General features: G+C 62.3%; 22 protein-coding genes. 20 read left to right on the forward strand and 2 right to left on the reverse strand.

Features of this window, described 5'->3' with window-relative positions; genetic code table 11:
- Nucleotides 1-290: 290 nt before the first annotated feature.
- Together O7A61_RS14775 and O7A61_RS14780 are read left to right on the forward strand one after the other, a co-directional pair.
- Entirely contained in the window at nucleotides 291-2411 is a 2121-nt protein-coding gene (locus O7A61_RS14775) for a ParB/RepB/Spo0J family partition protein (protein WP_337130419.1), read from the forward strand.
- 827 nt (nucleotides 2412-3238) lie between these two features.
- Nucleotides 3239-3550 carry a DUF736 domain-containing protein gene (locus O7A61_RS14780; RefSeq protein ID WP_320293526.1) on the forward strand — a complete coding sequence of 104 codons (312 nt, stop codon included), beginning with the start codon at nucleotides 3239-3241 and terminating at the stop codon, nucleotides 3548-3550.
- Nucleotides 3551-3648: 98 nt separating this feature from the next.
- Here the strand turns inward: O7A61_RS14780 and O7A61_RS14785 are convergent, their stop codons facing one another.
- The gene (locus O7A61_RS14785; RefSeq protein WP_337130420.1) at nucleotides 3649-4167 is read right to left on the reverse strand and encodes a MucR family transcriptional regulator; all 519 of its coding nucleotides are present in this window, start codon (nucleotides 4165-4167) and stop codon (nucleotides 3649-3651) included.
- Between the two features lie 412 nt (nucleotides 4168-4579).
- Between O7A61_RS14785 and O7A61_RS14790 the strand changes: the two genes are divergently transcribed.
- Entirely contained in the window at nucleotides 4580-5788 is a 1209-nt protein-coding gene (locus tag O7A61_RS14790) for a DUF932 domain-containing protein (RefSeq protein ID WP_337130421.1), read from the forward strand.
- 186 nt (nucleotides 5789-5974) lie between these two features.
- On the opposite strand, the gene O7A61_RS14795 is transcribed toward O7A61_RS14790, so the two are convergent.
- Complete coding sequence (locus O7A61_RS14795; RefSeq protein WP_140843142.1) at nucleotides 5975-6235, reverse strand: helix-turn-helix domain-containing protein; 261 nt, start codon at nucleotides 6233-6235, stop codon at nucleotides 5975-5977.
- 185 nt (nucleotides 6236-6420) lie between these two features.
- Here O7A61_RS14795 and O7A61_RS14800 point away from each other — a divergent pair, with 185 nt between their 5' ends.
- The 17 genes from O7A61_RS14800 to trbK-alt all read left to right on the forward strand — a co-directional run bounded on the left by O7A61_RS14800 (nucleotide 6421) and on the right by trbK-alt (nucleotide 21688).
- A complete protein-coding gene (locus O7A61_RS14800; RefSeq protein WP_337130422.1) occupies nucleotides 6421-6699 on the forward strand; it encodes a DNA -binding domain-containing protein in 279 nt (92 codons plus the stop codon).
- Between the two features lie 135 nt (nucleotides 6700-6834).
- Entirely contained in the window at nucleotides 6835-7044 is a 210-nt protein-coding gene (locus O7A61_RS14805) for a transcriptional regulator domain-containing protein (protein ID WP_337130423.1), read from the forward strand.
- A complete protein-coding gene (locus tag O7A61_RS32600) occupies nucleotides 6965-7630 on the forward strand; it encodes a DUF2285 domain-containing protein (protein ID WP_442921070.1) in 666 nt (221 codons plus the stop codon). Before O7A61_RS14805 ends, O7A61_RS32600 begins: the two co-directional genes overlap by 80 nt.
- A 130-nt stretch (nucleotides 7631-7760) precedes the next feature.
- Complete coding sequence (locus tag O7A61_RS14810; RefSeq protein ID WP_337130424.1) at nucleotides 7761-8042, forward strand: helix-turn-helix transcriptional regulator; 282 nt, start codon at nucleotides 7761-7763, stop codon at nucleotides 8040-8042.
- A gap of 23 nt (nucleotides 8043-8065) precedes the next feature.
- Nucleotides 8066-8932 (forward strand): replication initiator protein A, encoded by an 867-nt coding sequence (locus tag O7A61_RS14815; protein WP_337130425.1) that lies wholly within the window; start codon nucleotides 8066-8068, stop codon nucleotides 8930-8932.
- Between the two features lie 313 nt (nucleotides 8933-9245).
- Nucleotides 9246-9710 (forward strand): DUF2840 domain-containing protein, encoded by a 465-nt coding sequence (locus O7A61_RS14820; protein ID WP_337130426.1) that lies wholly within the window; start codon nucleotides 9246-9248, stop codon nucleotides 9708-9710.
- Nucleotides 9707-10627, forward strand: coding sequence for a DUF736 family protein (locus O7A61_RS32605; protein ID WP_442921071.1), 921 nt, complete (start codon nucleotides 9707-9709; stop codon nucleotides 10625-10627). Before O7A61_RS14820 ends, O7A61_RS32605 begins: the two co-directional genes overlap by 4 nt.
- Nucleotides 10579-11721, forward strand: coding sequence for a lytic transglycosylase domain-containing protein (locus O7A61_RS14835; protein ID WP_337130427.1), 1143 nt, complete (start codon nucleotides 10579-10581; stop codon nucleotides 11719-11721). The genes O7A61_RS32605 and O7A61_RS14835 overlap by 49 nt, the downstream gene beginning before the upstream one ends.
- 247 nt (nucleotides 11722-11968) lie before the next feature.
- Nucleotides 11969-13708, forward strand: a complete 1740-nt coding sequence (locus O7A61_RS14840; RefSeq protein ID WP_337130428.1) for a relaxase/mobilization nuclease domain-containing protein — start codon at nucleotides 11969-11971, stop codon at nucleotides 13706-13708.
- 31 nt (nucleotides 13709-13739) lie between these two features.
- Nucleotides 13740-15728 (forward strand): conjugal transfer protein TraG, encoded by a 1989-nt coding sequence (locus tag O7A61_RS14845; protein ID WP_337130429.1) that lies wholly within the window; start codon nucleotides 13740-13742, stop codon nucleotides 15726-15728.
- An 8-nt stretch (nucleotides 15729-15736) separates the two neighbouring features.
- Entirely contained in the window at nucleotides 15737-16171 is a 435-nt protein-coding gene (locus tag O7A61_RS14850) for a CopG family ribbon-helix-helix protein (RefSeq protein ID WP_337130436.1), read from the forward strand.
- Between the two features lie 320 nt (nucleotides 16172-16491).
- Nucleotides 16492-17454 (forward strand): P-type conjugative transfer ATPase TrbB, encoded by a 963-nt coding sequence (trbB, locus tag O7A61_RS14855; RefSeq protein WP_442921072.1) that lies wholly within the window; start codon nucleotides 16492-16494, stop codon nucleotides 17452-17454.
- A gap of 86 nt (nucleotides 17455-17540) precedes the next feature.
- Nucleotides 17541-17801 (forward strand): TrbC/VirB2 family protein, encoded by a 261-nt coding sequence (locus tag O7A61_RS14860; protein ID WP_337130437.1) that lies wholly within the window; start codon nucleotides 17541-17543, stop codon nucleotides 17799-17801.
- Nucleotides 17801-18064 (forward strand): VirB3 family type IV secretion system protein, encoded by a 264-nt coding sequence (locus O7A61_RS14865; RefSeq protein ID WP_337130431.1) that lies wholly within the window; start codon nucleotides 17801-17803, stop codon nucleotides 18062-18064. The genes O7A61_RS14860 and O7A61_RS14865 overlap by 1 nt, the downstream gene beginning before the upstream one ends.
- A gap of 13 nt (nucleotides 18065-18077) precedes the next feature.
- On the forward strand, nucleotides 18078-20627 hold the full coding sequence (trbE, locus tag O7A61_RS14870) for a conjugal transfer protein TrbE (RefSeq protein ID WP_337130432.1): 2550 nt from the start codon (nucleotides 18078-18080) through the stop codon (nucleotides 20625-20627).
- A complete protein-coding gene (gene trbJ, locus O7A61_RS14875; RefSeq protein WP_337130433.1) occupies nucleotides 20624-21373 on the forward strand; it encodes a P-type conjugative transfer protein TrbJ in 750 nt (249 codons plus the stop codon). Before trbE ends, trbJ begins: the two co-directional genes overlap by 4 nt.
- A 12-nt stretch (nucleotides 21374-21385) precedes the next feature.
- Entirely contained in the window at nucleotides 21386-21688 is a 303-nt protein-coding gene (gene trbK-alt, locus O7A61_RS14880) for a putative entry exclusion protein TrbK-alt (protein WP_337130434.1), read from the forward strand.
- Nucleotides 21689-21809 lie beyond the last annotated feature (121 nt).

Here is a 21809-nt window from a genome sequence, read left to right on the forward strand (position 1 = left end):
CGCATGAGGATATCCAACACGGCCAAACAACCCGACGACACTCACACGCGAGGGGAGAGATGGTCTTGGCCATCTCTCCCCCGCGAATGCCGTCTGCGCAGAGCGAGGCCGCCCGCTCGCAAGGCGGCAAATGATCCTCATCACTTGAACTGATCCGAGCCGCCCCGCTCGCCGCGCAGCCCAGCTCCGCTCGCCGGCATTCGCCCCCCTCTCTGCCGCGCGCTCACGCGCCCCCGGAAGGCATGCCGAGGGGCATGCCTTCGGCATGTTAAGAGAAAGGACCCAGAACCATGACCATCCATGCAAAGAACGTCGAAACCGGCACCGTTAGCCAAAGCGGCACCGAGGTTTTCATTCCGCTGAACAAGCTGAAAAAGTCGCCGCGCAATGCGCGCAAGACCCCACACAGCGAGGCGATCATAGAAGCCTATGCGGCGAGCATCGCCGCCAAGGGTATCCTGCAAAACCTCGTGGTCGAGCCGGAGCTTGATGGCGAGGGCGCAGAAACCGGCTTCTATCTCGTCACCATCGGCGAAGGCCGCAGGTTGGCGCAACTGCTTCGCGTCAAGCGCAAGCAGATCAAGAAAACCGAGCTTGTCCGCTGCATCGTCGACACCGTCAACGACGCCCACGAAATCAGCCTGGACGAGAACGTTACTCGCGAGGCGATGCACCCAGCTGACCAGTTCGAGGCGTTCCGTCGCCTCAATGAGGAACGCGGATGGGGCGCGGAAGAAATCGCCGCCCGCTTCGGTGTGACCGCACACGTGGTGCGGCAGCGACTGCGACTTGGTTCTGTCAGCCCCAGGCTGATGCAGGTCTACCGCGATGGTGATCTGACCCTTGACCAATTGATGGCCTTCGCCATCACCGAGGATCATGCAAGGCAAGAGCAGGTTTTTGACAATCTCACCTACAATCGCGATGCCTATATCATCCGCCGTGAACTGACGCTGACTCATGTCGCGGCCACGGATCGCCGCGCTATCTTCATTGGCGCAGGGGCCTATATCGATGCAGGCGGCATGATCATCCGTGACCTGTTCACTGATGATCGCGGTGGCTTCTATAATGATGCGGCCTTGCTCGACCGGTTGGTCATCGAAAAGCTGCAAGGCGTCGCGGAATCCGTCAGGCAGGCCGAAGGCTGGAAATGGGCAGACGTTCATATCGACTATCCGCATGCGCATGGCCTGCGCCGCACCTATCCGCAGCCGGTGGCTTTGTCGGAGGAAGAAGAAGCCGCCTACGCCGCAGCACTGGAAGAGTTCAACCGGCTGACGGAAGAATGGAACAGCGAGGAGGAATCGCCCGACGATGTCGATAAGCGTTTTGGCAAGCTTGAGGTTGAGATCGAGCGCATCGACGCTTTGCGTCACGCCTATGACCCGGATGTCATCACGCGCGGTGGGGTGTTCGTCGTCCTTTCTCATGACGGGAAGGCACGCATCGAACGCGGCTTCATCCGCGCCGAAGACGATCAGCCGGAGACGGAAGTGCAAGAAGGCAGCGAGGGCTACACCATCAACGGCGATGGCGAGATCATCGAGGAAGGTATCGGACCGGACCGTGGTGATGGAGATGACGAAGCGGAGGATGCCGGCAAGCCGCTTTCCGATCTTCTCGTCCGCGATCTCACCGCGCACCGGACGCTCGGCCTTCGCCTCGCGCTCGGCGAGCAACCGGACATTGCACTGATCGCCATCACGCATACCCTTGCCGCGCAGGCCTTCTATCAGGGTGTGGAAGCGCACTGCCTGGAAATCCGCCCGACCAGCACCTACCTCGCTGGTCATGCGGATGGCATCGAGGACACGGCGGCGGCCAAGGCGCTGGCGGATCGCCACGCTGAATGGGCGGCGGACATGCCGGGCGATGTGGTGGACCTTTGGGGCTTCATCGTTTCGCTCGACCATGCCAGCGTCATGGCGCTGTTTGCGCATTGCGCCTCGCTCACGGTCAACGCCGTGAAGCAACCTTGGGAGCGCAAGCCGCGCGCTCATGAGACTGCCGACAGGCTGGCAACGGCGGTCGCGCTCGACATGGCGGCACATTGGAGGCCGACCGTGCGCACCTATCTCGGGCGTGTAACCAAAGCGCATATCCTCGCTGCCGTATGCGAGGCAGTGAGCGACGAGGCGGCCGAGAGGCTTGCCGCCTTGAAGAAGCAGCCGATGGCCGAAGCCGCCGAGCAGTTGTTGGCCGGAACAAGCTGGCTCCCGGCACTCATGCGCACAACGGAGCCCGCTGCGCTTGGAGAGCCGCGTGACGTGATCGGTGAAGCAGCGGCGGCAGCAGACGAACGGTCGGGGGTGGACATTGAGCCTCCTCAGGGTGAGACGGACTTGGCCGCAACCGATAGCGGGAGCGCGGCCGAGGAAGGCGAACCGCCCCACATTGCAGCCGAGTGATAGGCAAAGGCCGGAGCTGCTTCGGCGGCTCCGGTTTAGTTGCTTTGATAGGCACTAGAAATTTCCGGCCGCGCTCCGCGCGGCCGGGGGCCTCGACAGCACGACACCATCAATCGGAACAACGAAAAGCCATTCCAAACGCGACACGCTTCAATCCCACGACGCGGCGGACGGCGGCGGACTTTCTCGCCGAAGCTCTTGCGAGGCACGCAGGCTTCACGGTTGGCCGATCACGCGGCAACGCTGCGGAGGATCAGTTGCAATGCATCGTTATGTGCTCTGGTCTCGACCAAGCTCGCATAGAACGGAGCGGGGAAGCTCGGATTATACGCTTGGTGAGACGGCAGTCGCTGCGCTGGCGAGGTATCAATTTCCGTGCCGCATCGAATGCAATGGAGGGCAGGGCAAGGCAAGGAGCGTGAAAGTCTCGGCCTTCCATTGTCACCGTCATATTTAGCGGGGCAGAGATCCCTACCTTGCCGTGAATTGGCTTCCGTGCTGATCCAGGAGCCTTTTGCGCTGTGAATCCGATTGATCGCCCGTTGCGGCGGTTCCTCTTCATGTGCGGGCAAGCCACGCCCACGGCGTCCTCGAATGGATTGGGTCTGACCGAAGACCGGCTTCGCCTCGATCGTTTCCCGCAACAGCGGCGCTGCGTTTTCTTCCCCTGTCCGCTGCGCGGCCATTCCTCGCGATTCAAGAAAGCCTCGCCCTGCCGTCTTCCACTTCGTTTCAGCCCCTTCGGGATGCGGACCGATCGTCTCCAGTCTCACGACCACCATCGAGGCCGCGATGGGCGCGGCTCGAGCAACAGAAGGAACACCGCAATGGCTACGATCGGCATCTTCACCAGCACCGCAAAGGGCTTCAAAGGCTCCGTCAAGACCCTCAATCTCAACGTCAAGACCGTGGATTTCGTCCCCGCCGAGGGCGACAACGAAAAGGGTCCCGACTACCGCATCTTCGCAGGCGCCACCGAATTCGGGGCGGCATGGAAGAAGACCTCGCGCGAGGGCCGCGACTACCACTCGGTCAAACTCGACGATCCGAGCTTCCCCGCTCCGATCTATGCGAGCCTGGTCGAGACCGAAACCCAGGGCGAGTTCTCGCTCATCTGGTCCCGCCGCGCCGCCGAGTGAAATCGGCTCAAACAAAAAAGAAACCCCGGCGCGCCGCGCCGGGGCTTCACCATGCTCGGTCCGCCACCGCCCGATCGTAACCAGTTCGATGGGACAGGCTAGGCCTTGGCAGCAACTTTGCGTGTTTTCTTGACCGGCGACTTTGCAGCCGGCGAGGTTACGGTCGCGGCAGCAGCGCGAGGTGCCCGTTTGGCTGCTTCTGGCGCCGCAACCTTGCGTCCGAGCCCGGATGCTTTTGCCAGAACTGAGCGTGCGGCTGCGTAGTTCGGCGCCACCATCGGATAGTCTGCAGGCAGGCTCCACTTCTGCCGGTATTCCTCGGGGCTCAGATTGTAGTGGACTCCGATATGGCGTTTCAGGGATTTGAACTTTTTTCCGTCCTCGAGGCAGATGATGTAATCCGGCGTCACCGACTTCCTGATCGACACCGCCGGCTCCTGCTTGACCACAGATTCCGCCACTGGCGTGCCTATCCCTTGCAGAGCGGCATGAATATCGCTGATCAGCTTCGGCAACTCGCCGACCGGCAGTGGATTGTTCGATACATAGGCGGAGACGATATCGGCAGCGATCGATACCATATCCGTTTGGCCGCCTTGTTCGGCTGAAATGGTCATGCAGTTTTCCTCTTGTCTTATCGGACGCACTAAAGACGTGTGATTTACCCGCTCCGCCAATTTGGCAAATAGTCCGTTTCCTCTCTACAATCCACTCCTCTCGCCAATATTATAACGGTAAGCTTCGCTTTCATCGTTCTGATCGACTGCGGATAACCTTGCCGATCCATTGGGAAGCGAGGAACTTCCCCTCGCTTCCCCGCCACTGCCGCCTGTGCAGAGCAGCGCCGCCGGCTCGCAAAGCGGCCGACCAATCGGCCACCATCACGATCAATTCCATCCGCTCCGCTCGACCGTGCAGCGCGGCTCCGCGCGCCGGCAATGGCCCCCATCACTCCCGCGCGCTCACGCGCCTCCGGAAGGCATGCCGCAGGACATGCCTTCGGCATTGAAGGAAAAAGGAGTGACCCCAATGAACGTGACCACGACCATCGGCGGCGCCGACAACAACCATCGGCAGCAACCCGCTTCCGGCGCCTTTGGCGTCGACATCTCGCGCGGCGAGCGCATCGGGCGCGTTTCCTCGGAATGGTTCTCGCGCCCCGACGTTGAGCGGTATCTGTCGCTCACAGAGCTTTACGATGCGGTGCGCACCCGTGCGGGCCGTGCCACCGCCGTCGAGAGCCGCGCCGTCCGCGTCGAGGCAAGCCGGGACAATGCCGAGCGGCTTTCGCTGATCGTTCCTGGACAGGAGCAGATGATCGCGCCCACGCATTGGAGTTTTGGCCAGCTGTGCAGCCTTGTCGGTGCGCCCGCAACCTACATGCGCCAGCTTCCCGCGCCGTTGGCAGGCATCAACCTTCAGCACGGCTTGCTCAATCACCGCGCCGAGCTTGTCAAAACCTTGGAGGCGGAGGACGGACGCATCGAGCTTCGTGCCGTCACCGGCCCTGACTATGGCCGCATCTGGGATCATGAACTTGTTGCTGCCGTCATGAAGATCGCCGGCAACGGCACCGGTGACACCATTTGGAAGGTACCGGGCGTGCTGGACTGGGCAACCATGATGCATAATCCCTTCGTGGACATCACCAAGGACACCACCACGCTTTACGCCAGCGACCGCGACGTGTTCCTGTTTCTGGTGGACGACACCCATCCGATAGAGGCGGGACGCCTGCCGAACGGAGAGCCGGATTTGTATTTTCGGGGATTCTATTGCTGGAATTCGGAAGTCGGCAGCAAGACGCTTGGCATCGCCTCTTCCTACCTTCGCGCCGTGTGTATGAACCGCAACCTGTGGGGCGTCGAAGGCTTTGAAGAAATTAGCATCCGCCATTCCAAGTTCGCGGCGCAGCGCTTTGCCCACGAGGCGGCACCTGCCTTGACCAGTTTCGCCAATTCCTCGCCTGCGCCGTTCATCGCCGGCATCAAGGCCGCTCGCGAGAAGATCGTTGCTCGCAGTGATGAAGATCGGGAAACCTTCCTCCGCAAGCGCGGGTTCTCAAAGGCTGAAACTGGCAAGGTCATTGATTCTGTCTTACAGGAGGAGGGCAGGCCACCCGAAAGCGTTTTTGATTTCGTGCAGGGCATGACAGCGCATGCGCGCACCAAATCCCATCAGGACAGCCGACTTGAGCTTGAAGGAAAGGCAAAGGCATTGCTCGAAAAGGCAAGCTGACCGTCCGACACTGCGCGGCTGAACACCCGGCCGCGCAGTTGATTGCCAATCGCCAAACCCGGCTACGGTGCCAGGGCATGGCCGCCGCTCGCCGGGCGCCCGGCTCGCGATGCGACTGTGGTCAACGTTGCGACGGGACCTGCGACGGGACCACGTTTTACAGTATCTGCAGTCATGATTTGATCGCTAGCGATGCTTCGATTTCGCGTTTCGAACCGCAACGACCTCACTCAAGATCTCGTGCGGATCGAAGCCGATCGTTTCGGCTAGATCGAGGAACTCAACAACGTCAATCCGTCGGCCTCCGGATTCGATAGCCGCGACCACCGACTGATATCTATTGATGGCCTTCGCCAAATCAGCCTGGCTCATCCCGGCTTCCTTACGCTTGTCGACGATCAGTTGGACAAGACGCACATGTCTTGGCGATCGAAGCGTCTTTTGCATGTTGCCGGTCCTTGACGAAGCCGGCAGATCAATTAAATGGAAATTCGGATAACCAGAAAAACTGATAATCTGATCACTTCATCGATCAGTTGTGAACTCGTCGAGGTGAAGGGCCGTGTCGCTTCCAGGATTCAAATCGGGATTTGCCAGTACCATCGATCAATGTGTCGGCACACGAGATCGCAATGCTTAAACCACTCCTCGACCCTGACGTTGCCGATATTGCGCCGGACGCGTCAATCCTGACGGGTTACGACGAGGAACGGCTGCTCACCTACATCCGTCTTCTTGATGCTGCGGCCGAGGATGCCGACTGGCGCGAAGTGGCGAGGATTGTTCTGCACATCGATCCGGGCAAGGAACCGGAACGGGCATTCCGGGCATGGGAAACGCATCTCGCTCGTGCGCGATGGATGACCACCAACGGCTATCGTTATCTGCTGGCCGGTGGCGCACCACACTAGGCACCGTCGAACCTGTAGCTGTGCTGAATCAGCAAAGCGGTTTGCCGACTCTCCGACTACCCAAGCGAACTGGCGTCTCGGAAGCTGATTGCGAAGCTCGCTGCCGAATGCGGGCCTCCGATGAGGACCGTTGCCATGTCGCACAGCGATTGGACCGATCCGGCGGCATACGAGCACATGCGCGGCTACGAAGCCGACAAGTTTGCCGCCGAGTACCTGATCCGGAACGTTGATTTCGCCGCCGAATGCGACCGGCTGGCTTCGGTTGCACCGGCAAGCGGAGAACTCATCGGCTCGACGGACTTCGCCACTCGTTGGGGCGCGCGATTTCGCGATCGTTGGTGACGACCCTCTAGCACCTGAACACATCGTCTGGACGGAAGAGGCCTCACCACGGGTTCTTCGCGCTACGGGGTCGAGGGGCGCGGGGTCCTCGCAGCCGGCCGTTCAACCTACCCAACTCAGAACGGCTCACAGCTGGACCGAAGACAAGCAAGTTCATGTTCTCTGGCCGTTCGCATCGGCCACGCATCACATCGTCTCTAGTGAACCTGACGGTCTGCTTGACATCAACGCCATTGTCCTCCCGCTTGATGCGAATTTCGAAACGAGGCTCGACGCCGCTCGCCGGTTCTGGCGGGCGTTGAACGGCCGTCCACACGGCACCCTATATGGTTCTCTGCCTCAACAAACCAAGCTGAGACACATTCTCAATCTCCGCACCTTTGATGGAAGGCGCGCGCGGGCGCCCTATCGCCGGCTCGCCGAGGAGCTGCTCTCCCGGGAGCCGATCGCCCCGCGCGACTGGCGCGACCATCACCTTCGTCACAAGGTACGGGCGATCCTGCGACGGGCGGATCTCCTGGTCGCCGGCGGCTATCGCGACCTTCTCCTCTATCCCCAGAGCCGAAGCCGCAAATCCGACCGCTGAGATTTTCGGCTGGGTAGCAAGAACGCGCCCGCGATCTTTGCCCTCCCTCCCATTTTCTCAATTCGGCCATCGTCCCTTTCGCGCGTCCCGGCAGGCCAGGACGACAGCAGAACCGAATGGAGATCAAGCGATGTCGAAGGGTCCCGCGGACGCGCCCCAAAAATATCTTCGGACAAAGGAGGCCGCACCCATCGTTGGCCTCTGCGCCCGAACACTGGAAAAACACCGGACCTACGGCACCGGTCCAAAATACCGAAAGGTCGGCGGGCGCGTGCTTTACGACATTGATGACCTGCGTGCCTGGATCGAGCTTGGCGCGCGCACGTCCACCAGCGACACGAACGCCATCTACGTTCCGCCCGCCAAGCCGCATGCGGCGCGCGCGCCGGCCTACGCCGGCAAGTCGCGCTGAGACTTCCAACTGCGGGTATGGACATGCGCCCACCACCGACAGACCTGGAGCCGAATGCGCTGTTTCATGCGCGCCCCGGCACGATGGCGTTGCGCGACGCGCAGGACCTGATGGCTTGGCCATTCTTCTCGCTGGCCAAATCACGCCGCGTCAGACCGATCGATTTCCGCATGGGCGAAATCGCCATCCGAGTCGAGGCAACCATCGAGCACGGGATGGCGACTATCTGGGACGCCGACATCCTGATCTGGGCCGCCTCGCAGATTGTCGATGCTCGTGACAAGGGACTGCGGACCTCGCGCCTGATGGCGGCCACGCCGCACGAAATCCTCACCTTCATCGGTCGCGGCACGTCCGCCCGCGAGTATCTGCTGCTGAAGGCAGCGCTCGATCGTCTCCAGTCGACCACTGTCGCCACCTCGATCCGCCAACCCACCGAGCGGCGCATGCACCGCTTCTCCTGGATCAACGAATGGAAGGAACGCGCCGACCATCGCACTCGACCGCTTGGGATCGAGCTTGTCCTGCCTGACTGGTTTTACGCCGGCATTATGGTCGACGCCTTCGTGCTTACCATCGACCATGCCTACTTCGACCTGACCGGTGGCATCGAGCGCTGGCTCTATCGTCTCGTACGAAAACATGGCGGCCGACAGGCACATGGCTGGTCATTCGACCTCCGCCATCTCCACATCAAATCCGGCAGCCTGTCTGCCTACAAGCGCTTCGCCTTCGAGGTTCGCGGCATCGTTCGCCGGCAGTCGCTTCCAGGCTACCGGCTTGCGCTGGGCGTGACACGAGCCGGCGAACCTCTGCTCACTTTCAAAGCCTGCCATTTCGACCCCTTCGACCGTTTCCGCAGGGCCAGGACGGCGGAGGACAAGCTGTGAATCAACTCGTCATTTCGGGAACCCGACGGCACGGGATTTCAGGAACCCGATCCTCGTCATTTCAGGAACCCAAATCGGGATCAACCCATGGAATCCAAAGCCGAAATCGCGTCTCTAACTTATCTAACTTCGAATCCTTTGGATTCTTTCTAACGGAACGCATGGTTCCAGAAGACTGTGGAGGACCGCCGCGAAGTGACCATCGGTTAGCGCTTGGCGAGATCAAAATCCGCGCAGACGCCTGCGGGCCCGCCGCTCGTTCAATCAGATCGCCGGCCAGTGCGAGCGCTTGTCTTCTGCACTGGAGGAGGCCATGAGCGGCCTCACGCATGTCGAACTGCTCTGGCTGAAGAAGCGGATCGAGAACTACATCCGCTTTGGCAAAGCCGTCGACAACAGGATCGTCGACAAAAGCCGCCGGGTCGTCGCATTCGCCCCGGGCAGCATCTTTGCCTTCGTTCGATGGACGGCCAATGATTTCGGCACCGTCGCCTCGCGCATCGACATTCTGCGCGCCGTCGGCCCGGGCAAGCGCTGCTCGACGATCGCTTATGTTCGGCCTGGCGCTGACATTTTGCTGACCGCCATTAGCTGGCCGAACGTCGAGAGAGTGCTCGAGATCATCGATGCCGTCGAAGCGCTCGACATCGACGCCATAGACGTTCCACCGGAATATTGGCGGCACGTCCATAGCCGGCTCGCCGCGCGGGAAAGTCCTCGGCCTTACACACGGCAGCGGCATGACGCGTGGCTGCTGCGCCGCCGGATCGAGCCATGAGCCCGCGCGGCAAGATCTTCGCTGGAATGCTCGCCGGCGCGACGCTTACCGTCGCTCCGGCCTTGATCAGCCATACGCCATGGCTGATCTGGAATGCCTCGGCGAGCGTTCCGATCGGGCTCTATCGCATCGCGCCTGGCCGCAAGATCGATGTCGGCGACATCGCCGTCGTCATGCCGCCCGAAGCGCTGGCCGGCTTCCTTGCCGATCGCAGATATCTGCCACGCGGCGTGCCGCTCTTGAAGCATGTCCTGGCACTCGGCGGACAAACCGTTTGTCGTCGTGGCGCTGCCATTATCACGCACGGCAAGATCTACGGAACTGCCCTTGAGCACGACAGCGAGGATCGACCGCTGCCGGTCTGGCAGGGCTGTCGTGTGCTTGCCGATGGCGAAGTGTTCCTCATGAACTGGAATGTCGCCGATAGCTTTGACAGTCGGTACTTCGGCTCAGTCCCCATCACCAACATCGTCGGTCGCGCGGTCCCTATCTGGACCACCGACCGCATATCGCCGGCGCCGGATGTGTCCGGCGAAGCGTCTCCCGGCAAGCCATGGCGGCTCGTCTCTCACCACGAAAGGGATATCAGCATGAGTCAAATCGGTACCTTCACCCGCAACGAGGACGGCTTCTTCGGCAACATCTGCACGCTGACGATTGACGCCAAGCTCGCCATCCTCCCCGTCGAGAAATCGGACGCGGAAAATGCGCCGGAGCACCGCATCTATTGCGACGGTGTCGAGATCGGCGCGGCGTGGGACCGCACTGGCGAGAAGGCTGGCGCTTACCTCTCCGTGCTCATCGACGATCCCTCGTTCACGCAGCCGATCCGCGCCAATCTCTTCCAGGTTCCCACCGAACAGGACGTGTGGAACCTGCACTGGAGCCGGCCGACCAAGCGCGACGAGCGAGCCTGAGTCCGATGCTTCGATCGTGCATCGTCGAACTTATCCTGACAAACCCTTTGATCGATCGAATGCCGGTCAAACCCTTCGACGCGATCGCCTGTCAGGCGGCTGTTGCGCGCAGCGGGGGTCAAGGGCGACCGGATGGTTCTCCATCGATTGAGGCGTTGTTTGCGCTGCCATTCGTGGGAAGCAGGTCCGGTCGGCGGAGCCTTGCCCTTGACGGAAGCGAGCACGTCGGCAGGCTGTCGGCGTCTCGGGACGCCGGTGCGCGCGCCACCAATCACCCCTGCATGGCAATGCTCTCGGTATGTGCGTTGCTCTTGCTAAGTTCTGCGGCCGGCGCCGCCGATGCACCGTCACCACCCGTGTCAAAATCCTGCGCCGTAAGTGCGGTCGGGACGAGCGGCGAGTGGTCCGCTTACGTCTGTGAGGCTGCCAAACTTTTCGATCTGCCCGAGCGCTGGATACGCGCCGTGATGTATGTCGAGAGCGGCGGGGATGTCCGCGCAGTCTCTTCCGAAGGCGCGATGGGGCTGATGCAGATCATGCCGGCGACATGGCAAGAATTGCGCATCAAACACAATCTCGGCAAGAATCCATTCGCGCCCCGTGACAACATCCTGGCCGGAGCGGCCTATCTGCGCGAGATGCTCGATCGGTTCGGTCCGAAGGGTTTTCTCGCCGCCTACAATGCAGGACCTCAACGCTATCAAGAGCATCTTTCCAAGGGTCGCCGGCTGCCTCGTGAGACGATCGACTACGTTGCGAAGCTTATGCCGCTGATCAAGGGAGCCGTCGAGATCCCGCCCCGCTTGCGAGGATTGGGAAGCAGGTCGAGCGCAGGTCGCTCGCAGCTTTTTGAGTGCGGAGCTGCTGCGATGAATCAGGCCGTTTCGTGCGGCAGCGGAGGCGTCGGTCGCGTCGACGAAACTGTGTTTACGGAGATCCATTCAGCCGACATGCCGTCGCAGATCGATACTGCAGTGAACGATCTGACCGCGATTGAACCGCCGCCGGACACTGCGTCCGGAGATGCTGGTCCCTCACTCAAGCCGGTTGCGAAAAACCTCTTTATCGCACGATCACTCGGTGCATCGCGATGATCGCCGGGCTTTTCGCAAATCGCACTTCGGCCTGTTGTGTCGCGCGATTGGCGGCGGAAGGCCAGTTCATCGGGGAAGTCGGGGAGGGATGGCGAGATAAAAGGCCGCGAGGTGCGGCTGATGGCGGTCGTGGGTTTTCAGTGGGTTACGCGCCGATAACGCGATGTGCGCAACATTGCCGCACATCGCGACTTCGTGGTTTCAACAACGATTTCAGGAGCTTGGTGCGATGTGCGGCGGTCCTGCGATGACAAACGGGGACGATTTCCGCATTCGGCCGGGCCGCATTCGCTCGACCCGCGCCCAGCAGTCCAGGCCTTTCGTCGCCCAGGCGCTCGCCGCCGCGCAGAAGGCTGGCGGCCACGTCTCGCGATCCGGTAGGATCACATCCGGCAATCGCTCGAGCTTCGGCCGCGGCATTCGCGCGACGATTCAAGCCAACCGCCTGCTGACGGGACGCTCCCGCATCACAGTCATCAAGACGCGCGTGGTTCGGCACCTGGCGCGATCGGCGCCACTAGCGGCTCACCTCAGCTACCTCCGGCGCGAGGGCGTCACCCGGGACGGAGAGAAAGCCAAGCTGTTCGGCCCATGGACCGACGACGCCAATCCGAAGGACTTTGCCGAGCGTAGCAAGGACGACCGGCATCACTTCCGCTTCATTGTCTCGCCCGAGGACGCGGTAGAGATGTCCGACCTGAAAAGCTTCGCCCGCGAGCTGATGGGCCAGGCGGAGAGGGACCTCGGCACGAAGCTCGACTGGGTGGGCGTCGATCACTGGAACACCGACAATCCGCACGTGCATATCATCTTGCGCGGGCGAACCGACGACGGTCAGGACCTCGTCATCTCGCGCGACTATATCAGGCAAGGAATGCGCGATCGGGCGCAGGACCTCATCACGCAGGACCTGGGGCCGCGCACCGACCAGGAGATCCGCCGCAATCTCGAACGGCAGATGGAAGCGGAACGCTGGACCAATCTCGACCGCCAGCTTGCGCGCGACGGCTATCGAACCGGTGTCATTGAGATGGCGCCTCGTCCCGACCGCCAGCCAGACGAATTCCATGCGATAAAAGTCGGACGACTTCACAAACTCGAAACCCTCGGCCTCGCCGATCAGGTCGGCCCCGGCCAATGGGTAATGTCGGAGAATGCCGAAGCGACGCTGCGCGAACTCGGCGAGCGCGGCGACATTATCAAGCGCATCCATCGCGGCCTGACCGAGCGCGGCATCGAGCGCGCGGCTGCGAACTATGTGCTGGCTGGCGAAAGTCTCGATAAGGCCATAGTCGGCCGCCTGGTCGACCGTGGCCTCGACGATGAGTTGAAGGGTACGGCCTATGCCGTGGTCGACGGCACGGACGGACGCACCCATCACATCAAGCTGCCCGACCTCGACGCCGCCGGCGACAGCGGGCCGGGCTCGATTGTCGAGCTTCGCAGGTTCGACGATGCGCAGGGTTGCCGCCGGGTGGCACTTGCGGTCCGCTCCGACCTCGACATCGAACGGCAGATCACCGCGACCGGGGCCACCTGGCTCGACCGTCAGGCGATCGCGCGCGAGCCGGTGGCTCTCGGCGGTGGCGGCTTCGGCGCCGAGGTGCACGACGCCATGGACCGCCGCGCCGAGCACCTGATCGGACAAGGTTTTGCCGAACGGCAGGGCGGCAGCGTGGTTTTTACCCGAAACCTGATCGACACCCTGCGCAAGCGCGAGATCGACGCGCTGGGCGACAAGCTCGCCGCCGAGACTGGGGCCCCCTTTGCTCGATCCACCAGCGGCGACTATGTCGCCGGCACTTACCGCCAGCGTTTCGCGCTCGCATCCGGTCGCTTCGCCATGATCGACGACGGACTCGCCTTCCAGCTGGTGCCCTGGTCGCCATCGCTGGAAAAGCAGCTCGGCCAGCATGTCTCAGGCGTGGCACGCGGCGATGGCGGCATCGATTGGAGTTTTGCCCGCAAGCGCGGGCTCGGGCTCTGATCCGTCGTCATCATGCAGAAAGGATCATCCCATGTCCGCCGCCAAAATCCTTTGGGGCCAAATACTCATTGTCTTCCTGATCGTGCTCATCACGACCTGGGCATCGACGCAATATGTGGCCTGGCAACTCGGATTTCAGCCGCAGCTTGGACCGCCATGGTTCGAGCTCGCAGGGATGCCGGTCTACTTGCCCCCAGCGTTCTTCGCGTGGTGGTTTTCCTACGACGCCTATGCGCCGGAGATTTTTACCAGGGGCGCTTTCATCGCCGCATCCGGCGGGTTCATCTCGATCGCTGTCGCCATTAGTATGTCGGTTTGGCGAGCTCGGGAGGCTAAGAACGCTGAGACCTATGGCTCGGCGCGCTGGGCCGAAAAAGCCGAGGTCGAGGCGGCGGGACTGCTCGGTCCCGAAGGTGTCGTGCTTGGCAAACTCGAACGCGATTATCTTCGCCACGACGGGCCAGAGCATGTGCTGTGCTTCGCGCCGACCCGATCCGGCAAGGGCGTCGGCCTCGTTGTGCCTTCGCTTCTGGTCTGGCCGGGTTCCGCGATCGTCCATGACATCAAGGGCGAGAACTGGCAGCTCACCGCTGGCTTCCGTGCCCATCACGGCCGCGTCCTGCTGTTCGATCCGACCAATGCGAAATCCTCCGCCTACAACCCGCTGCTGGAAGTGCGTCGCGGCGAGTGGGAGGTGCGCGATGTCCAGAACATCGCCGACATCCTGGTTGACCCCGAGGGCTCGCTTGAGAGACGCAACCACTGGGAGAAGACCAGTCACGCCCTCCTGGTGGGCGCCATCCTGCATGTCCTCTATGCCGAGGCCGACAAGACGCTCGCCGGCGTCGCCGCCTTCCTGTCCGATCCAAAGCGGCCGATCGAGTCGACGCTCGCCGCGATGATGAAGACGGCCCATCTTGGGCCGAGCGGTCCACATCCCGTGATCGCCTCGGCCGCGCGCGAACTGCTGAACAAGTCCGACAACGAGCGCTCCGGCGTGCTGTCGACCGCCATGTCGTTCCTTGGTCTTTACCGCGATCCCGTTATCGCCGAGGTGACACGCCGCTGCGACTGGCGCATTGGCGACATCGTCGGCGGCAATCGCGCGACCACGCTTTACCTCGTCGTCCCGCCATCCGACATCAGCCGGACCAAGCCGCTGATCCGCCTGATCCTCAACCAGATCGGCCGCCGGCTCACCGAGGATCTCAATGCGAAGTCGCACCGCCACCGTCTGCTGCTGATGCTCGACGAGTTCCCGGCACTGGGACGGCTGGATTTCTTCGAGAGCGCCTTGGCTTTCATGGCGGGGTATGGCCTGAAGGCGTTCCTGATCGCCCAGTCGCTGAATCAGATCGAGAAAGCCTACGGCCCGAACAATTCGATCCTGGACAACTGCCATGTGCGAGTGAGTTTCGCGACCAATGACGAGCGCACGGCCAGGCGGGTGTCCGACGCGCTCGGCACCGCCACTGAGATGAGGGCGATGAAAAATTATGCCGGGCATCGCCTGTCGCCCTGGCTCGGCCACCTGATGGTGTCGCGGTCCGAGACCGCGCGGCCGCTGCTCACCCCCGGCGAGATCATGCAGCTGCCGCCCACCGATGAGATCGTCATGGTGGCAGGCACGCCACCGATCCGGGCGAAGAAGGCGCGCTATTACGAGGACGTCCGGTTTCAGGAGCGGATATTGCCGCCGCCGCTTTGGGCGAAATCAGAGACTGCGCAGACGGACGACTGGAGTGTGCTGCCGCTCCCTGTCCGGCCGCAGATTGAGACGCCTGGTGTCGACAATGGGCGTGTCGGTGACGAGGATCCGACGCAATCGGAGCGCCGGCATCAGCCGGAGTTGAGCAAGGCCCAGACTGTCGAAAAGAAGGAGCCGATGGACAATGAGTTCGTGCTCGATGCAAGCGACGACATGGAGGACGATGCCGTCCGCATCAGCCGGATGAAGCGCATGATGCAGGGCGTCGCCCGGCAGGTCTCGCTCGATCCCAACGACGGCATGGAGCTTTGATCGTAGTGCTGAAGAAGCCTCCCAAGAAACAGCGCCTGTCAGTCTATCTCGACCCGGACGTCATGAAGGCGCTGGCGGCCTATGCGGCACGCCGGGATCAATCCCGGTCGCTGATCGCGGAGGCAGCAATCGCGTCCTTCCTGTCACCTGATACCGCCGAGCGCCAGGAGGCGGCAACCATCAAACGCCTCGACCAGCTCGACCGCCGGATAACCCGCATCGAACGGGATCTCGGCATTTCGGTCGAGACGCTGGCTGTCTTCGTGCGCTTCTGGCTGACCACCAATCCACCATTGCCGGAACCGGCCCAGGCTGCAGCGCGGGCCAAGGGTGCGGAACGCTACGAGGCCTTTGTCACAGCCCTTGGACGGCGCCTCGCCAAAGGTCCGAAATTGAGACAGGAAATCTCGGAGGATATCTTGCCTCAAGATGGCGTGAATTAGATCGGCGCTTCTTGGTCCTGGTCGTCCGCCCAGCGGACAGTGTTAGCCGCCGCCTCATCGGTCCTACCGACACAGCCTGCTGACGCGGATGATTCTCCGGCGGGATAGCGAGCCGGGCCAGCCAGTGAGGGCGCCTGCACCGCATTCTGCAAGTCGCTTCACGTCGCCGCGCGATCGCCGGTTTTGCTTGTTGCAAGGCACCTGTTCCTGCCTCTTCTAATGATCCCCGATCGCGGCTCGAACCAACTCGCCGCGCGGAAACGGGGATCATCGTGGCAATCAATTATCAAGGTAGGGAAGCCGTCTCGCGCGGCGCTCGCATGCTGCGGACGGCGCTCGGTCCAGCGATTGCCGGCTATCTCGAAGACCCCGCCATAGTCGAGGTGATGCTGAACCCTGACGGGCGCCTATGGGTCGACCGGCTGAGAGAGGGACTGTCCGCTACCGACGACATCCTGAGCCCAGCCGATGGCGAGCGCATCGTGCGGCTGGTTGCCCATCATGTCGGCGCGGAAGTTCATTCCGCCGCGCCTCGCGTTTCAGCCGAACTGCCAGAGACGGGAGAGCGGTTTGAGGGATTGCTTCCGCCGGTCGTGGCCGCGCCGACCTTCGCTATCCGCAAGCCTGCCGTTGCCGTGTTCACGCTTCAGAACTACGTCGCGTCTGGCGTCATGACCGAGGGCCAGGCCGACGTGCTGCAACTCGCTGTCGCAAGGCGCAAGAATATCCTGGTTGCGGGCGGAACGTCTACCGGCAAGACCACTCTGGTCAACGCGCTGCTGGCCGAAATCGCGAAATCCTCGGACCGTGTCGTCCTAATCGAAGATACCCGCGAGCTGCAGTGCGCAGCGCCCAATCTGGTGGCGCTTCGCACCAAGGATGGCGTCGCGTCGCTCTCCGACCTCGTGAAGTCCTCCCTACGTCTTCGCCCCGACCGCATCCCGATCGGTGAAGTACGTGGCGCGGAAGCGCTCGATCTCTTGAAGGCGTGGGGCACCGGACACCCAGGCGGCATTGGGACTATCCACGCCAGCTCCGGGCTTGGGGCGCTGCGTCGGCTTGAACAGCTGGTTCAGGAAGCTGTCGTCACCGTTCCGCGCGCGCTGATCGCCGAAACGATCGACATCGTCGCCGTGCTTGCCGGCCGCGGTTCGGCCCGCCGCCTCGTCGAGATCGCACTCGTCGACGGGCTCGATCCTAGCACTGGCGACTACCGCATCCTCGAAGCCAAAATCGAAGCCGACCCAAATCCGAATTCACAGTCCTCTGGAGCCTCAGAATGAATCCGATCTCCTTCGTTTCATCGTCTACCCGTAGAATTGGTGCGGCACTTGCGCCGGCCGCCGCTACCGCCGCGGCCGCGGCCATCATGACCGTACCTGCCTATGCCGCCGGCTCCTCCATGCCGTGGGAGCAGCCGCTTCAGCAGATCCTGGAATCGATCGAGGGACCGGTCGCCAAGATCGTCGCCGTAATTATCATCATCGTCACCGGCCTGTCGCTGGCCTTCGGCGACACCGCGGGCGGGTTCCGACGGCTGATCCAGATCGTGTTCGGACTGTCGATCGCCTTTGCGGCGAGCTCGTTTTTCCTGTCGTTCTTCTCGTTCGGCGGCGGAGCGCTGATCTGATGGAGGACGAAGTCCGCGGCTTCTTCGCGCCGGTCCACCGTGCACTCACCGAACCGATCCTGCTCGGCGGCGCGCCGCGGGCTGTCGCTATTCTCAACGGCACGCTGGCCGGCGCGGTCGGGCTCGGTCTCAGGCTCTGGCTTGTGGGCATACTGATCTGGGCGATCGGACATTTTGCGGCCGTTCTTGCGGCGAAGCGCGACGCCCAGTTCGTCGACGTGGTTCGCCGGCACCTTCGCTATCCCGCGCATTTCGGCTGCTGAGGGCTTCTCCGCAATGATGAACCTCGTCGAATATCGCAAGCGTTCGAAAAACCTCGCCGACTATTTGCCCTGGGCTGCATTGGTGGCGCCGGGAGTCGTCATCAACAAGGATGGCTCGTACCAGCGAACCGCCAGTTTTCGCGGCCCCGATCTCGATAGCGCGACACCGGCCGAACTGGTCGGCACGACGGGTCGCCTCAACAATGCGCTACGCCGTCTCGGCTCCGGCTGGGCGATCTTCATCGAAGCCGCTCGGCTTGCGGCGCAACACTATCCGGCAGGTCTTTTCCCCGACAGCGCTTCGGCATTGGTGGATCTCGAGCGTCGGGAACAGTTCGAGGGCGAGGCTGATCAGGGATCGCCCCGATGGGGCGATCGACAGACGCACGGTGAACTGTTCGAGAGCAGCTATTTTCTGACCTTCGTCTGGTTGCCGCCGGCCGAGGAAGCATCTCGGATGGAGAGCTGGCTCTATGAGCGCCGGGAAAAAAGCGGCGTTGATCCGCGGGAGCTCTTGAAGAGTTTTGTCGATCGCACCGATCGCATCGTAAACCTCATTGAAGGCTTCGTTCCCGAGGTCGACTGGCTCGACGATAGCCAGACGCTGACCTACCTGCACTCGACGGTCTCGACCAAGCGCCATCGCGTGCGCGTTCCCGAGGCGCCCATGCATCTGGACGCCTTGCTGGTCGACCAGCAGCTGGCTGGCGGGCTCGAACCGCGGCTCGGCGAATCCCATCTGCGCACGCTAAGCGTAATTGGATTCCCGACCACGACCTTTCCCGGAATCCTCGATGAGCTCAACCGACTTGCCTTTCCCTACCGCTGGTCGACGCGGGCAATCATGCTCGACAAGACCGACGCGACCCGCCTGCTGACCAAAATCCGCCGCCAGTGGTTCGCTAAAAGAAAATCCGTCGCGGCGATTCTCAAGGAGGTGATGAGCAATGAGGCGTCGGTCCTGGTCGACACGGACGCGGCCAACAAGGCCGCCGATGCCGATGCGGCATTGCAGGAACTCGGCTCCGACCAGACCGGCGAGGCCTACGTCACCGCGACGGTGACAGTGTGGGATCTCGATGCAGGAATAGCCGACGAGAAGCTGCGGCTGGTGGAAAAGATCATCCAATCCCGCGATTTCACTACCATCGTCGAGCGGGTCAACGCCGTCGAAGCCTGGCTCGGCAGTGTCCCCGGCCATGTCTATGCAAATGTCCGCCAGCCGCCACTGTCGACGTTGAATCTCGCCCATATGATACCCCTCTCCGCGATCTGGGCGGGGCCGGCAAGTGACGAGCATCTTCGGGCACCGCCGCTGTTCTTCGCTAGGACGGAAGGGACGACGCCGTTTCGATTCAGCCTGCATGTTGGCGACGTCGGCCACACGCTTGTCGTCGGCCCAACCGGCGCCGGCAAGTCGGTTCTGCTCGCACTGATGGCGTTGCAGTTTCGGCGTTATCCAGACAATCAGATATTTGCCTTTGATTTCGGCGGATCGATCCGCGCGGCCATGCTCGCCATGGGCGGCGATTGGCAGAATCTCGGCAGCAACCCTTCGAGCGGAGAAGGCCCGGACGATCCGCTTGCGCTGCTCACCTTGGCTGATTTGTCCAAGGAGATCGGCGACGTCTCGCTGCAACCGCTGGCCGGCATTCATCACACGCCCGAACGGGCATGGGCAGCCGACTGGCTCATCGACATCCTGCGGCGCGAAGGCGTGCCCGTCACGCCGGAGGTGAGGGAATATCTGTGGTCGGCGCTGACGTCATTGGCCTCCGCGCCGGTCCATGAACGGACGCTGACCGGCCTGTCGGTGCTGCTGCAGTCATCGCCATTGAAGCAGGCGTTGCGACCCTATTGCATCGATGGCCCCTATGGCCGCTTGCTCGACGCGGAACACGAGCGTCTCGGCGGAGCCTCCGTTCAGGCCTTCGAGACCGAGGGTCTGATCGGCACGGGCGCGGCACCCGCCGTGCTCGCCTACCTCTTCCATCGCATCGAACAGCGGATGGATGGACGGCCAACGCTGCTGATCATCGACGAGGGCTGGCTGGCGCTGGACGACGGCGGCTTCGCCGAACAGTTGCGCGAATGGCTTAAAACCCTTCGCAAGAAGAACGCTTCCGTCATCTTCGCCACGCAATCGCTCTCCGATATCGATGGCAGCAAGATTGCTCCGGCCATCGTCGAGAGCTGTCCGACGCGGCTCTTCCTGCCGAACGAGCGTGCCATCGAGCCGCAGATCACCGATATCTATCGGCGCTTTGGATTGAACGACCGCCAGATCGAGATCGTCACCCGGGCGACGCCGAAGCGCGATTATTACTGCCAGTCGCGGCGCGGCAACCGGCTGTTCGAACTCGGCCTCGGTCCGATCGCGCTCGCCCTTTGCGCCGCATCCTCGAAGATCGATCAAGCGGCGATCGAGCGGATCGTTGCGGAGAACAGCCGCGAACATTTCCTTGAGGCCTGGCTTGCCGATCGTGGTCTCTCCTGGGCTGCTGATCTCATTCCTTACCTCAACAACATCATCGACCAATCCGCGAAGGAGGTTTCTTCATGAATTCCGTCCGCAACCGTCTTCGTGTCCGGCATTTGGCCGCGGCCAGTGTTGTCGCTTTCGGCGTCGTCCTGTCGTGCGGCCCGGCGTCCGCATTCATCGTCTTCGATCCCAGAAATTATGCGGAGAACGTACTCTCGGCTGCCCGCGCGCTGGAGCAGATTCAGAACCAGATCACCTCGCTTCAGAATGAGGCGCAGATGCTGATCAACCAGGCGAAGAACCTCACCTCGCTGCCGACCTCGCTGCTTGGCCAGATCGAAGGCAATTTCTCTGAGATGAAGGCACTGCTCGGCGAGGCAGACCGGCTCGCCTACAGCGTCCAGGACATCGAAAGCCAGTTCAAGTCGACCTATGAGAATTTCGGTTCGGATCTGTCCAGCCGGCAGCTCGTCGACGGCGCGCGTGAACGCTGGCAGACCTCTGTGTCCTCTTTCGAGCATTCATTGAAGGCCGGAGCTGTCGCGGTCGACAACATCGAGGGGACGCGGGAGCAAACGAGCACGGCGGTCGACGCCAGCCAGTCAGCGGTCGGTATTCTGCAGGCGACCCAAGCAGGCAACCAGCTTCTCGCCGTCCAGGCAAGGCAGGTCGCCGATCTCACCGCGATGATGGCCGCGCAAGGGCGAGCGGCGGCACTAGAGCAGGCGCGCAAAGCGGCGGCGCAGCAGCAAGCGCAGGAGCAGTTCAGCCGCTTCATGGCTGGCAGCAGCTACAGCCCGTCCTCGGTTCGCATGTTCCACGACTGAAGCTTCTCTCAAATGAATCTCAAGATCGCCGCCCGGATGATGGTCGTTCTTGGCTTTTGCGCTGCCATGGCCGGCGCCTTCATGGCATTGCGCGGCAACGGCTCGCACGACGCGTCCTCCCCGCGCTCCGTACATCCGGGCGGCGAGGCGGCCACGCTCGAGTTGGCGCGGTGCCGGGCCATCGGCATGGCGGCTGCTGCCGATCCTGCGTGTCGCAGGGCCTGGGCGGAGAATCGCCGCCGCTTCTTCGGCACCGATACGCCGCCCATGCCAATGCCGGAACGGCTTCGTCAAAATCGCCCGGTGTCACCGTGAAAGTAGAGATGAAGCGCTCCATCCCCTTTCGGAGACAAGTTTCTCCATCCCTCTTCCCGAACCGGACATGCAAGTTTCCAAGCATCCGGCTCTCCATGCACAGGCGCTCGCGCGCCCATGG

It is taken from the genome of Mesorhizobium sp. Cs1321R2N1 (assembly GCF_037179725.1).
GTDB classification, from domain to species: domain Bacteria; phylum Pseudomonadota; class Alphaproteobacteria; order Rhizobiales; family Rhizobiaceae; genus Mesorhizobium; species Mesorhizobium salmacidum.